Annotated in this window: 6 protein-coding genes; 2 read left to right on the top strand and 4 right to left on the bottom strand. The window is 61.3% G+C overall.

The window, feature by feature from the left end:
- Positions 1-64: 64 nt before the first annotated feature.
- Both BMW49_RS23725 and BMW49_RS23730 read right to left on the bottom strand, forming a co-directional pair.
- Positions 65-280, bottom strand: coding sequence for a CsbD family protein (locus BMW49_RS23725; protein ID WP_069522035.1), 216 nt, complete (start codon positions 278-280; stop codon positions 65-67).
- Positions 281-332: 52 nt separating this feature from the next.
- Positions 333-8,915 (bottom strand): glycoside hydrolase family 94 protein, encoded by an 8,583-nt coding sequence (locus tag BMW49_RS23730; protein ID WP_069522033.1) that lies wholly within the window; start codon positions 8,913-8,915, stop codon positions 333-335.
- Between the two features lie 679 nt (positions 8,916-9,594).
- Here BMW49_RS23730 and BMW49_RS23740 point away from each other — a divergent pair.
- Positions 9,595-11,715, top strand: coding sequence for a putative bifunctional diguanylate cyclase/phosphodiesterase (locus tag BMW49_RS23740; RefSeq protein ID WP_069522030.1), 2,121 nt, complete (start codon positions 9,595-9,597; stop codon positions 11,713-11,715).
- On the opposite strand, the gene BMW49_RS23745 is transcribed toward BMW49_RS23740, so the two are convergent.
- Both BMW49_RS23745 and BMW49_RS23750 read right to left on the bottom strand, forming a co-directional pair.
- Positions 11,696-12,418, bottom strand: coding sequence for a Crp/Fnr family transcriptional regulator (locus BMW49_RS23745; protein ID WP_069522028.1), 723 nt, complete (start codon positions 12,416-12,418; stop codon positions 11,696-11,698). The two genes, BMW49_RS23740 and BMW49_RS23745, sit on opposite strands and share 20 nt — an antisense overlap.
- Positions 12,419-12,546: 128 nt before the next feature.
- Entirely contained in the window at positions 12,547-13,302 is a 756-nt protein-coding gene (locus tag BMW49_RS23750) for a Crp/Fnr family transcriptional regulator (RefSeq protein ID WP_069522026.1), read from the bottom strand.
- A gap of 290 nt (positions 13,303-13,592) precedes the next feature.
- Between BMW49_RS23750 and BMW49_RS23755 the strand changes: the two genes are divergently transcribed.
- On the top strand, positions 13,593-14,261 hold the full coding sequence (locus BMW49_RS23755; RefSeq protein WP_083251846.1) for a TIGR04211 family SH3 domain-containing protein: 669 nt from the start codon (positions 13,593-13,595) through the stop codon (positions 14,259-14,261).
- Positions 14,262-14,658 lie beyond the last annotated feature (397 nt).

A 14,658-nucleotide genomic window follows, 5' to 3' on the forward strand; every position in this document is an offset into this window, starting at 1 on the left:
CCGGCGCAAGCTCACGGGTGCGCTCATGAGCGTTAGGCTGCCCGATGGAGTGAAATTTTCGCTGTCAGCTGCCCCGGTGGCGTTCAAAAAAGCTCATGACCTGTTTTTGCGCATCTTCGCGTGGCATGTCGTAGCGTTCTTGCACCAGGGCTGTGAGCCGTTGCGCGTCGCCTTCGGATTTGATCAGTTCATCCAGCGTCAATTCATCCCAGACAATACGGGCAGGGCCGGCGAGCTGCCGCCAGTTGTTGCGGATAATCTCGGCGAGAGGTCGGGCCATCTGGCGTCTCCTTGTAGTTGCTGTGATTACGAGGGGCAGGGTGCTGCTCTCGTTAAAGCGGTCGGTAATGCAGTTCGATGCGGTGTTCGCGGGCGTCGTCCAGCAAGGGGATATCCGGGCCATCCAGGCGTACGCCGTCGAGGTGCAGCGCGGGCGTGGCGTCAGCGGCCTGGTGGACTTCGATGCGGTACAGCGTTGAGCCGAAGCGATAATCCAGGCTAAAGCCTGGCCAGTTCGCAGGCAGCAGTGGCTGCAGGCGCATATTGTTGCCGATGCGCTGTATGCCTAGCAGCGACTCGACGACAAAGCGGTACATCCAGCCGGCCGCACCGGTGTACCAGCTCCAGCCGCCGCGCCCGGCATGGGGGGCGACACCGTAGACATCGGCGCTGACCACGTAGGGCTCGACCTTGTACTGCTCGATGGTCGCGGCGTCGCCGTGGCCCACCGGGTTGATCAGGCGCAGCACCTCCCAGGCCCTTGCACTGTCACCCAGGCGGGCGAAGGCCATGCCGGCCCATACCGCTGCATGGGTGTATTGACCGCCGTTTTCGCGTACCCCAGGCACGTAGCCTTTGATGTAGCCGGGGTCGAGTGTGCCTTGGTCGAAGGGCGGATCGAGTAGTTTGATCAAGCCCAGGTCGCGGCGCAGCAGATGTTTGTCCAAGGCGTCCATGGCACTGCGTTGGCGCTCCGGCGCGGCTGCGGCGCAGAGCACTGACCAGCTCTGGGCAATCGAGTCGATACGGCAGTCCTCGTTGGCGGCTGAGCCTAGCGGTGTGCCGTCATCGAAGTAGGCACGCCGATACCAGGCGCCGTCCCAGCCATGGGCTTCCAGGCTCAAACGCAGGCTCTCGGCCTGTTCCAGGCAGCGCTGGGCGAAGGGCGCGTCGCCATGACTGCGCGCCGTCTCGGCGAACTGCTGCAGCACCTCGTAGAGGAAGAAGCCCAGCCATACGCTTTCGCCTTGGCCTTGTTCGCCGACCCGGTTCATGCCGTCGTTCCAGTCACCGCAACCAATCAGGGGCAGGCCGTGAGCACCTCGGCCCATGCTGTGTTCGATGGCGCGCACGCAATGCTGGTAAAGGCTTTCCTGCTGCGTTGAAGTTCGTGGCAGATCGTAATAGGACTCTTCACCCGCATTCAGTGCACGGCCTTCTATGTACTGCACCTGTTCATCAAGAACCTCCTGATCTCCGGTGATCAGTACATAGCGGCTGGTGGCCAGGGCCAGCCACAGGTAGTCGTCGGAGCAGCCGGTGCGCACACCGCGGTCCAGGGGTGGGTGCCACCAGTGCTGCACATCGCCCTCGATGAATTGATGGGCAGCACACAGCAGTAGGTGCTGGCGGCTGGCGGCTGGGTTGGCATGGAGCATGGCCATGCTGTCTTGCAACTGGTCGCGAAACCCATAGGCGCCGCCCGACTGGTAATAGCCGCTGCGTGCCCAGAAACGGCTGGCGATAACCTGATACATGAGCCAGCCGTTGACCAGTACATCGATGGCCGGCTCCGGGGTTTTTATCTGGATTGTGTTGAGTGTCGTGCGCCAGTAGCGACGTACCGTCTTGAGGACGCAGGCGGCGGCACTGTTGCTGCGGTAGGTTTGCGCCAGGTGGCGGGCGCACGCGACCGTTCGACCGGCGCCGAGACGAAAGATGATGTCGCGGCTGTCGCCATCGGCCAACTCGAACGCGACTTGAATCGCTGCGCATGGGTCCAGGCCGCCCCCCGTCCGGCCGGACAGGTGCGGCTTGGCCATGGCAGCGGGTGCATTCAGGTTGCCGTTACGGCCAAGAAATTCGCTGCGATCACCACTGACGGTGCGCGTCCGCGAGTCGGCATCGAAGAATGCCACGCGCCCGGGAAAGTCGATGGAGTAGGCGTTGCGTGCGAACAGCGCACCGCAGATCGGGTCCTGTTCGGTGACGATGTGCATGGCTGACTTTTCCCGCAGGTCACCGAGTACCCAGGCGACATAGCCAGTGGCTGACAGGCGCCGGGTGCGTCCTGACTGGTTGCGCACGCTCAGCCGCGAGAACTTGATCGAGGCGTCTAGGGCGACATACACCCAGAGTTCGCTGTGGATGCCGTCTTCTTCATGCTCGAAGACGCTGTAGCCGAAGCCGTGGCGCGTGGTGTAGCTACCGGTGCCGGGGCGCGGCAGCGGGGTGGGTGACCAGTAGTGCCCGCTCTCGTCATCGCGCAGGTAAAACGCTTCGTCACTGGCGTCGCTGAGCGGCTCGTTGTGCCAGGGCGTCAGGCGGTATTCATGGGCGTTCTCGCTCCAGGTGTAGGCACCGCCGCTTTCGCTGATTATCGTGCCGAAGTCCGGATTGGCCAGCACATTAGCCCAGGGTGCTGGTGTGCTCACGCCTTCGGCAAGTTGGATCGCGTATTCGCTGCCGTCGGCGCTGAAGCCGCCAAACGGGTTGCTTAGCGCCAGCGAGGTATTGTTGATTACCGGGCTGGCTGGCGAGCGTTGAGGTGTCCGTAACTGGCGGGCGTCGAAGCGCGGCAGTGCTGGCTCGCTGGTGCGTCGGTGCAGTTGTTCGGCCAGGCTGCCATGCTGGTCGCTGAGCACCACGCGTGCCACGGCGAGCATCAGCAGGCGGTCTTCGCTGGACAGTTGCTGAGCCGGGCGGACGAAGATGCCGCCGGGTCGGTCCAGCAGATTGGCGCCGCTGCTGGAGGTGACCAGGGCCATGATCAGGTCTTGCAGGTGTTGGCGGTAGCCCGCCTGGTCTTCGTTCCAGATCACCAGGTCCAGCGCCAGGCCCTTTTGTCGCCAGTAGGCATGGGCCTGGACCAGTTGCCGTACCAGTTCGATATTGGTTGGGTCAGCGATCTGCACCAGAACGATGGGCAGGTCGCCGGAAATCGCCTGGCCCCAGAGGCCCGACTGGTTGCGCTGGTTGCCGCTTATCAGGCTGGGATCGGCGCGTAACGAGGCATTGGCGTAGAGGATCGAGGCGGCCAGTTGTTCAAACAGACGGGCGTCGACTGGCGCGGCATTGAGCTGGCGCAGCAAGACTTGGCTGTGAGTCCAGGCAAGATCGAAGACGCGGTCGGCCAGGTGCCTGTCGCGGTATTTGTCGATCAGTTGCAGGCAGCCCTCGCGGCTCTCGCTGACGCCACTGACCAGGTCGATGACGGCGGTCTGGCCGGGGGCGAGGGTGATGCGGCAGCGGATGGCCACGATAGGATCGAGGACCGAGCCGGCGCTGCCGGAAAGGTGTTCCACCTCGGCATCCAGCGCCGCGGGGTTGGCTGCGCTGCGGCCTCGGCCAATAAATTGCGCGCGGTCGGTTTCATAGGAGATCGCGTCGATATCCACACCATGGGCGGCGAGCAGGTGGCACATCCATGGCGTGGCCTCCTGGCTGGAGCGTGGCCTGCGGCTACAGAGGATCGCCTGCACCTGCGGCAGCAATTCCGTCTGCACGAACAACTTGCTGAATGCCGGGTGCAGGGCGTCGGCGATGGCCGGGGCCAGCACCACTTCGGCATAGCTGGTGAGTTCCAGGGTGCGCCTGACCTGGGCGCGGTTGGTCAGGTGCAGACGGCGCAGCTCGATATTGTCTTCGGGGGAGACGACAATTTCGCTGTGCGCATCGTAATCCTCTTCGCGCACGCGAAATTCGGCGCGCGCATCGGTAAAGATCGCCTCATAGCTGGCGGTTTTGCGCAGCGTAGGTTGATGCGCGGCGGACCAGAATGCGCCGCTGCTGACATCGCGCAGGTAACAGAACATGCCCCAGTGGTCGCGGCTGATGTCTTCCTGCCAGCGGGTCACGGCCATGCTGTCGCAGCGGCTATAGCCACCCCCGGCGCTGCTGAGCATGACATGGTAGTGGCCGTTGGAGAGCAACTGTACGGCAGGGCGCCGCCGGCCTGGATCGGTGAACACGCGCAGTTTGGTTTCGCTGGCCCGGGCAGCGGCATCGGCCGCAGGCGAGTGGGTGGCGTGCAGGTACTGCGCCGCGGTTTTCGGGATGCGTTCCTGCAGCAGCAGGGCGGTGGCCTGGAATTGCGGGTCGGACTCGAAACGCCGTTGCATCGGTCGATCCAGCAAGAGGTAGGCCAGCGCCAGCAGGCTCATGCCCTGATGGTGAGCCATAAAGGAATGAATCACCGCAGTGCCCTGGCCGCGGGGCAGACGCGCGGGGGTGTAGTCGATGGCTTCGTACAGCCCATAAGGGCCTGACAGGCCCAGCTCTGCCAAGCGCTGCAGGTTCTTGCAGGCGGCGTGGGGCTCGACCATCAGGGCCAGGGCCGATGCATAGGGGGCGATCACGATGTCTTCACCGAGCCCGCGTTTGAGGCCCAGGCCAGGGACGCCGAACGCGCGGTACTGGTAGTTGAAGTGGGCATCAAGGGTGTTGTAACCCGACTCGGATATGCCCCAGGGCACGCCCAACTGACTGCCGTATTCGATCTGCCGGGCCACGGCTGCACGGCAGGTTTGGTCGAGCAGGGTGCCACTATGGCTGGGCATCACCAGCATGGGCATCAGGTATTCGAACATCGATCCCGACCACGACAGCAGCACCGGTACGCCATGGTTACTGGTGAGCAAGCGGCCGAGGGTGAACCAACCCTCCTGGGGCAATTGACCCTGGGCGATCACCACAAAATTGGTCAGCCGCGCTTCGGAGGCGAGCAGGTCGTAATAACCGCTGTCCAGACGCTCTTCTTCGGTGTTGTAGCCGATGCTGAACAGGTCGCGCTGCGGGTCGTAGAGAAAACCGAACTCCATTTGCGCGAGGCTGCCAGCCAGTTGCGCCAGGCGCTCGGCACGGGCGATACGCTCGCGTGCATAGCATTGCACGCGCAGTACCTGCGCCTGACTGGCCAGCGGCCATTGTGCGCTGTCCAGCTCGCTCAACTGGCGCCAGGTCGTCTGTGCAGGCTGCTCCGGCGCGGCGAGAGGCGGCAAGAGAAAGTGGCTCAGCTCACCATGCAGGTCTTCGCAGTGGGCCATCAGTGCCTGCAACCATCGTTCGCTTTCGCTCCCTGGCCGGGTATGTAGAGTCGAGAGCAGGCGTTGGCTGCCATCGAGCAACCCCTGCAAACACTGGCAGGCGTCCGGCAGATTAGGCGGTGCCATCGTGCAGGCGCGCTCCAGTTCGTCCTGCAGCGCATGCAGGGCATGGGTATCCAGTCGCTCTCGATTGATTGCTTCGTGCAGGGCGGCCAGGGTATCGCGGAGGCCGTTGAAAACCTGGGCACTGAGCACCGGCTGATCGGCCAACTCCAAAAGGCCTGGGCGCAGGGTCAGCAGCAAGCCGGCCAGATTGCCGCTGTCTACCGTCGAGACATAGTGAGGCGGCAGGGGCTTGAGCGTTTGGGTGTCGTACCAGTTGAAAAAGTGCTGACGGTGGCGCTCCAGGCCGGCCATGCTGGTCAGCGACTTATCCAGACGGGTCAGCAAACGACCGCCACTCAGGTAGCCAAAGTCGTAAGCGGCCAAATGCGCGAGTAAGGCCATGCCCATATTGGTTGGCGAGGTGCGGTGGGCGATGATCCGCGTGGGTTGTTCCTGGATATTGTCGGGCGGCAACCAGTTGTCGTGGGGCCCGACATGATCATCGAAAAATGCCCAGGTCTTGCGCGCCAATGTGCGGAGAAACAGCTGCTCATCGGCCGATGGGGTGAATGTGGGCGGTATGGATGGGCGGCTGAGGTGCCAGGCAATCGCCGGGCTGGCCAGCCAGAGCAACAGCAGCGGGCTGGCGAGTAGCAGCACCCAGGGTGTGGGCAATAGAAGCACGCTTGTGAGCAGCGCCGTCAGTGGCGCGATCCACATCAAACGGTACAAGCCAGCAAGGTCGTTATGGCTGCTGCGCTCCACTTCGCGTGATGGGCTCCATTGCAGCAAGCGTTTGCGACTGACCAGCACCCGCCACAGCGTGCGGACAATGGCGTCGACGCTGAGCAGTGCTTCTACGGGCAGCCACACCAGCACCAGCAGTGCGCGACTGAAGTGTTGTGCGGCGCTGCGCGCGGTCGCCCGCAGGTGTTGCATGAGCGGGATGTCATGGGGTTTGCGTAGCAGCTCCAGCAGTGAACCGAGCACCGGCTGGGTCAGTACCAGGGCGAGCACCGCCAGGTTCCAGTGCAGCGCGAGGGGGAGCGCCAGCCAGCCGCACAGCAGCATCGTCAGGAAGGCGACCGGCTCCAGGCTACGGCGCAGGTTGTCGAGGATCTTCCAGCGGGCCAGCGCATCGAGGCGGTTGCGCTGCAGGCCGCCCTGGGGCTTGGCTATCCAGGGCAATAGCCAGGGCAGCAACTGCCAGTCGCCGCGAATCCAGCGGTGCCGCCGTTTGCAGTCGGCGCTGTAGCTGGCCGGGTGCTCTTCATAGAGTTGCACGTCGCTCAGCAGGCCCGAGCAGGCATAGCAGCCTTCGATAAGGTCGTGGCTGAGAATGCGGTTATCCGGAAAACAGCCTTCGAGGGCATGCTCGAAAGCGTCTACGGCGTAGATGCCCTTGCCGACAAAGGAGCCATGGCGGAACAGGTCCTGATAGACATCGGAGACTGCGCGGGTGTAAGGGTCGACCCCGGCATCGCTGCCGAACAGCTGGGCATAGGCCGAACGGGCGCTACTGGGCAGGCTGATGCCCACGCGTGGCTGGAGAATTGCGTAGCCAGAGCTGATGTTGCGTCCTGTCGCATCGAATACGGCCTGGTTCAGTGGGTGGGCGAGGGCGCCGACCAGTTGCCTGGCGACATCGCGCGGCAGTTGGGTATCGGTATCCAGGGTAATCACGTAATTGACCCTGGGCAGCGCGTCGATAGCACCGGCGATCATCGTGAATTGCTCTTGCCCCTGACCGCGCAGCAAGGCATTCAGCGCGGCGAGTTTGCCTCGTTTACGTTCCTGCCCCATCCACACACCTTCCGCCGGGTTCCAGCGCCGTGGGCGATGCAGCAGGTAGAAGCGCTCGGCCTCAACGGCAGGGTATTTCAGGTTGAGCGCTTCGATCAGGTTACGCGCTAACAGCAGCAAGGCCGCATCCTGTTCCAGCTCGGCGCTGGGGGCATCCATAAAGTCAGTGAGCAAGGCGAAGTGCAGGTTGCTGTCGCGGTTAGCGAGAAAACGTACCTCCAGTCCCTCGACCAGCTCTTCGGCATCGGCCGCACTGCCCATCAAGGTGGGAATGACCACCAGGGTGCGGGACTGCGCAGGAATACCGCTGCTGTAGTCCAGACGCGGCAGGGTGTCCGGTGTCACTGTCAGGGTCACCAGCCAGTTCACCAGCCCCAGCGCCAGGCAACTGGTCATCAGCAGGGCGGGCACGCTGAGCAGAGCCAACAGCATGTCGGAAAGCCCATGACTACGTGCGCTGGCTAGAAATGGCCAGGCCAGGAGCACACTGAGCAACAGCGCAGGGCCGAGAAAGAATGCCAGCGGTGCACGGCGCAGCACACGTTGCCAGCGTTCGGTGAGGGATAAACGTACGCCCAGGCGCTGCTCCAGGGTCTTCAGCCCTTGGCCTAGCAGGTAGAAGCCAACGTGTGCGGTCAGCCCCTGATTGGTTGACGCCAGCTCGATAGCCAGGCGGGCGACCTGCTCCTCGGCATGGGCACAGTGCTTGGCCAAGCGCTCGACCGCATGGCGGTAGTGATCACGGGTGGCGAAATCCATGCTTGGGTAGACCCCGGCTGGGTCTTCGCTCAACACCTGTTCGACGTGGCTCATGCGCTCGACAAAGCTGCGCCAGTCGCTGGCGGAAAGCAGGCGTAGGCTGCTGATGCTGTTGCTGATGGAAACCTGGTCGGCGGCCTGCTGCTGGGTATCGAGCTGCACCAGTCGCTCACTGCTTTGCCCGCTTGCTGCCAGCACCTGCTCGACCCAGGTCAGCGGCAGGGTCAGGGCCGCGTTTTGCCCTTGCAGGCGGCGGGTCAATTCGGCGACGAAGGAGCTGCTCATCGGCGGTTGCGAGCGGGCCAGATCGGCCACACTCAGGACCACGCTCTTGGGGTCCTGCTCAGCGGTTTCGCTGAGCAGATCGGCCCAGTCGTTGGCCAGGTTGCGGTCATCCCAGTTGGCCATCACCCGCGAGGCGACACGGCGCAGGTTCTCAACCAGGGCCAGGCGCAACATGATGGGGATGGCCCACAACTCGCCCAGCGTCAGCGGCGTAACCGACTGATAGGCCGCCACGAAACGGCACAGGCTTTCGCTGTCGAAGCGGCCATCACCATGGGAAATAGTCTCCAGGGCAATGTCGTAGACCCGTGGCAGACCGCTCGACGGTCCATTGCCCAGACGCGGAAGCTCAAGGTTGTAACCTTTTGGTAGGTGTTTGCGGGCAGTACGGATCTGCTCCTCGATCAGGTAAAAGTTGTCCAGCAGCCATTCTGCCGCCGGAGTGGCACGCCGCGTGGCTACTGGCACTTCGCTGAGTAAGGTGCAACTGCGTGCCAGCAGCGCCTCGTTTTCGTACAACCGACTGAGCAGCGTACCAGGCTTGGAGCTGGGGTTGAGCTGGTGCTGTTGGGCCAGGTGGTGGCCGTGGGCGGCCATCTGTGCGGCGCTGAACAGCTCGGCACGCAAGGCGGGCTCATAGGCGAACTTCTGCGTTGGTCTGCGCAGATAGGACAGCGTGCGGCTCCAGAGGGTGGGCATTGTGTCCTTGACCGGGCGCGTCGTTGCCAACGGCCAGATGGTAGTGGGCGAGCGGGCGCTGGAGTGCTCTGTGGCATCTCATCGAGTCGTGCTTAAGGGGCTTCTGGATACCAGCGTGCGGGGTTGCCGGGCGGCTGTCTGTCCGCTGGCGCACATTGCTGATTAGGTTGGGCTATTTGCGCAGAGGCGCGTGCTGAGCGTCGATGGCGAGGCCCGCGTTTGTCGTGCGCTTATGCGCGTCAGCGTACCGACAGGTTGTGGCGTGCCTGCCATTGTCACGTGCTATCGGTTCAAGGGCGTGGACGTTCGAGGCGCGCCGCGAATGCCGCCGTCCATAGCGACCATAGGGGCACGATGACAATTTATGCACGTTCATGGTGGCTGGCAACGGGAGTGCTTGTGGCTCTGAATGTGAGCAGCTTGCTCGTCCTCTTGTTGCCGCGCGAGCAGCAGCCTGCGCCTGCGCCGCAGCGGGAAGTATCTGCGCAGGCTGGGCAGGAGCAAGACGTGTGGGCAGTGGAGTTGGACACTTCGCTCGCGACTGGCAGACGCAGGGTTCCGCTCAAGCTCAGCTTTTGAGCGGCAGCACCCTTTTGAGTGTTCATGCGTGCCGCTACAACGAGCGCGTCCCGCTCACCGGGCTGTAGCCCTGGGGATCCGGCAAGCGTAGGGAGATTTGATGGTATACCGGGTGCTGATTGTCACTGCAGATACCGAGGCGCGTGACAGCTTATATGTAACGTTCGCGGATGCCACCGCCGACTCATTTTGCGCTGAGTGGGTCGCGTCGTGGTCGGCCGCTCTGCCGCGTTTGCAGGCGGGGGATATCGATGTGGTGGTGCTTGATTCCGTGCTACCGGGAAGTAAGGACAGCGATGCATTTGTGCAGGTGTTCGCAAGTGTGCCGCACGTGCCGATCATCACCCTGTGGGCCGCCCATGATCAGGCCCATGCAGAGCGTAGCCTGGCGCTCGGGGCCAAGGGGTATCTACTCAAAGGCTTGTTCGCCGGTTACCTGATGATGCAATTGATGGAGCAGATTATAGGCCGCAAGCGCGCCGATGCTCATCAGTCTCTTGAGCGCACACGGGCGCAAATGACCCTCCACTCGATCAGCGATGCGGTGATAGGTACCGACATGCAAGGTGTGGTCGATTATCTCAACCCTGCGGCGGAGCGCATGACTGGCTGGCCTCACGATGAGGCGCGCGGCCAGCCCATTACCCGGGTGATGAACCTGGTCAATCGTAAGACCGACGCAGCGGTGCCCAACCCCGTCGGGCTGGTACTGCGCGAGCAACAGCCCATGGGCATGGCGGCGGGTACGGTATTGGTACGCCGCGATGGTAGCCAAGTGGCGATCGACGATTCGGCAGCGCCTATTGTCGACCTGGAAGGACATGTCAGTGGTGCGGTGATCGTCTTTCATGATGTCAGCGAGGCGCGCAGCATGACCCTGAAAATGGCGCACCTGGCTCAGCATGACGTACTCACCCAACTGCCTAACCGCGTGCTGCTGAATGATCGTATCGTCCAGGCTATTGGCCTTGCCGAGCGCAGTGGCAATGCGATTGCGCTGATGTTTATCGATCTTGACCACTTCAAGTGCATCAATGACGCCCATGGCCATGCGATCGGCGATCAGTTGCTGCAAGCTGTGGCTCAGCGACTTTTAAGCTGTGTACGCAATTCGGACACGGTCAGTCGCAATGGCGGCGACGAGTTTGTTGTGCTGCTGGCTGAGGGCCGCAATATGCAGGACGCCAGCATCACTGCGCAGAAGATCACCACGGCATTGGCTGAGCCCTTTGTCATCGACCGGCATGAGTTGCGCGTCACGTGCAGTATCGGCATCAGCGTATGCCCGGCGGATGCCGACAATGCCGAGGCGCTGCTTAAGCACGCTGATACGGCGATGTATCACGCCAAACAAGCCGGGCGGAACAACTATCAGTTTTTCAAGCAGGCGATGAACCTGCGGGCACTCGAGCGCAAGGACGTCGAAAGCGCGCTCGCTGAAGCCCTGGTGCGGCAGGACTTCATGCTGCACTACCAGCCAAAATTCAACTTACAGACCGGCGTTGTGACAGGTGCTGAGGCGCTGTTGCGCTGGGTGCACCCGCAGTGGGGCATTACCTTGCCGGAACGTTTCGTTGCAGTGGCTGAAGAGTGCGGGCTGCTCGTGCAGATTGGCCGCTGGGTATTGCGCGAGGCGTGTCGGCAAACTCGGCAATGGCAGGAGCAGGGCCTGTCCCTTGCGTCGGTTGCGGTGAACATCTCCGCGCTGGAGTTCCTCCACCCGGACTTTGTCGCCAACGTGCAAGCCACCCTGCAGGCAACCGGTTTGCCGGCGGCCTGTTTGCAATTGGAAATAAGCGAGTGTGTGCTGATGCACGATGCCGCTATCAGTACCGGCATCTTGCAGCGGCTCAAGGATCTCGGAGTACAACTGGCCGTGGACGACTTTGGCACCGGTTATTCCAGCCTCAACTACTTACTGGCGTTTCCCATTGATGTGCTCAAAATCGATAAGTCGGTCGTCCATGCCATCAGCACCAGTAGCGGACTCGTCGCGCAAGCCATGATCCTTGTGGGTAGCAGCCTGCAGTACAAGGTGGTCGCCGAGGGGGTGGAAAATCTGGCGCAGTTGTCATTCCTGAAGAACAGGCAGTGTGCAGAAGGGCAGGGCTATCTGTTCAGTCACGGCCTACGCAATGACCAGTTCGCCAGGTTGTTTCTGGGCAAGCCGGGCGTGACTGGTGAGTGTGCCGGCGCGAGGCCTAGTGGTGATGGTTGCTGACAAAGATCCGTGCGTAATCCTTGTTTGACGCTCCATAGCATTCGCAGGCAGTTGCCTCGAGGCCAGGGCGATCAAGCACTGTGATGCGTCCGCGCTTGTAATGGATTAGCTTGCGTAGCTGCAATGCACCGGCCGCGATAGTGACGCCGCTGCGGCGAACACCGAGCATATCGGCAAGAAACTCATGGGTCAGTTGCAGGTCAGCACCATGGGCACGGTCTTGGCTCATCAGCAGCCAGCGCGCCAGACGTGGCTCGACTTCATGGAAGTGAGCACAGGCGATGTTATGCGCCAGCTGCGCCATCAGCACATAAAGGTAGCGTTTGAGCGTTTGCAGCAGTCGCGGGCATTCCAGTAAGGCTTGGCGCAACTGCAGGGCGCCAATGCGCAATGCGCTGCCGCTGCCCTGTACCACTGCACGATTGGGGGCCGTATTGACCCCTAGCACCTGAGTTGCGCCCAGCATGCCTTCGCTCCCGATCAGTGCCAGCTCCAGAGGGCGATGTGGCCCCAGGGTCGTCACCAGTGAGATAAAACCGCTGACAGGAAAGTACAGATAGCGAAAAGGTCGGTCAGGTTCACAGAGCACTTTGCCGAATACCAAGTCCACCAGCTCGCAGTGCATCATCACCCTGTCATGCTCTTTACGCGGCAACGAGGCCAGCAGGTGGTTAGCGATCTGAGTGGGGGGCTTAACTAGCATTGATTGGGGCAGTCCTGCAGCACGGTGCTTGCCGACGAAGGGCGCGGGAGTGGTGCCCGGCATTCCCGTACGCTGCAGTCTGCAGGTCTGTGTGTGGACTGTCTGTACGCTACTGTACCCAGGGTGACTTAACGACGAAATTTTGGCGCAATAGAGCGCTCATCAGGCATCGTTGAAGGGGTATAGGGGAGCAAACGATCAGTTTCTCTCTTTACCACGGCATAGCATTCACAGCTGAGTTCTTCGAGTTTGTGCCGATCCAGTACGGTGATCCGCCCCCTGCTGTACTCGATCACGCCCAGACGTTGCAGCTTGCCGGCTGCCTCGGTGACGCCTTCGCGCCGCACACCTAGCATGTTGGCGATCAGCTCTTGCGTCATGGTCAGCTTGTTGCTGGGCAAACGGTCGAGTGACAACAGCAGCCAACGACATAGCTGCTGATCAATCGAGTGGTGACGGTTGCACACCGCCGTCTGTGACATTTGGGTAATCAACGCCTGGGTGTAGCGCAGCATCAGCATCAGCAGCTCACCGTGGCGATTGAATTCGTCCTTCAGGCGTTGCCCAGGCAAGCGATAGGCGTGTCCGCCACTTTGCACCACCGCGCGGCTGGGTGTGCTTTCGCCGCCCATGAACAGAGCGATGCCTACCAGGCCTTCATTACCTACGACGGATATTTCAGCTGACGCGCCGCTTTCCATCACGTACAGCAGTGAAATGATCGAGTCGGTTGGGAAGTAGACGTGGCGCATGGTATCGCCCGACTCGTAAAGCACTTTACCAAGAGGCAGTTCAACCCATTCCATATGACTGAATAGACGTTCTTTGACTTCCATTGAAAGCGCCGCCAGCAAGTGGTTTTGCTGAGGCTTGCACATCTCCATTCGGGTATCCCTTCGATTGATCACGGGCTAACCGAATCACTATACGCGGATGCACTAACCGTTCTGTTCTATAGCGTACATAGCGGATGCGTCGCAGCGGAGGCTGGTGCGCGGATCTTGCGCTGCACATCAACCTGACCGCTCATCCTTTTCTTCGGTGACGATGGGCTCCGCTTTCTGTCTGCGGTGAACTCGTTCGCAATACGTCGGTCTTTGAGCCTGTGCGAGCGTGCTCGCCTGGCTGGCCGCTCAGTGAAGCCTTATGTTTTTCATCTGATGTGAAGAGTGTCATGTCCCCATCTCAAATCTCCGTAAGTTCACCCAGCCGTTGGTCCTGCTTTCGTGCTCGTCCTTTTATAAGGTCTTTAGTCGTTACAGTGCTTACCTTCGGTGCATCTGTGATGGCCGAAGCTGCAGACCGTTGGGTCAGCGACAATCTGGCCACCTATGTACGCAGCGGCCCTACTGACGGCTACCGTATTGTCGGAACCCTGCAAGCCGGCCAGAAGGTCGAGCTTTTGAGTGAGCAGGGGGATTACAGCCGTATTCGAGCCGAAGACGGCAGTGCGGTCTGGATTCCGAGTCGCGATTTGCAGGCTCAACCTGGACAGGCCGAGCGGCTACCTGCATTGGAGCAGAAGGTAGCTGAGCTTACGGAGGAGCTTGCAGGTATCAACGACACGTGGACAGCACGCGTACAGGGCATGCAGGAAACCCTGGATACTCGCAAAGCGCTTATCGATGAACTGCAAACCACGCGTTTATCACTGGACTCGCAGCTGAGTGCGGCTCAGGCAGACCTGCGCACAGCGCAGGCGCAACTGGGCGATGAAAACAATCAGCTACTGATGCGTTATATGGCCTACGGCGGCAGCATCGCTGGTGGAGGCCTGCTGCTAGGGCTCCTTTTACCGGTGCTGACGCGTGTGCGACGTAAGCGTAATGATCAATGGTTTTAAGTAGTAGGTAGATTGGCCCTGAAAACAGCTTGACGGCATTTCCTGTGTGCCTATAATGCGCACCTCTTCCGGCGCGGACTTCTCGGATAACTCGTTTTAAATCAATGAGTTAGTTTAAAAAGAGGGGTTGCAAAGCAGCGAAAGCTGTGTAGAATGCGCCGGGCTGACGAGGTGGTGGTTTTAGCGTCGTTGGCAGGTTGGTCGAAGTTGAGTTGAGGCGGTAAAAGAGGTGGTTGACAGCGGTTTGAAACGCTGTAGAATTCGCCTCCCGCTGACGAGAGACTTGGATTGATCGTAAGCGCAAGCGGTTGAAGTTGAAAAGAAATTTTCGAAACCGCTTGACAGGAAGTGAGGCTGCTGTAAGATGCGCGCCTCGGTTGAGACGAAAGACTTAACC

The sequence above is a fragment of the Pseudomonas cuatrocienegasensis genome (genome assembly GCF_900110925.1).
Taxonomy (GTDB): Bacteria; Pseudomonadota; Gammaproteobacteria; order Pseudomonadales; family Pseudomonadaceae; genus Aquipseudomonas; species Aquipseudomonas cuatrocienegasensis.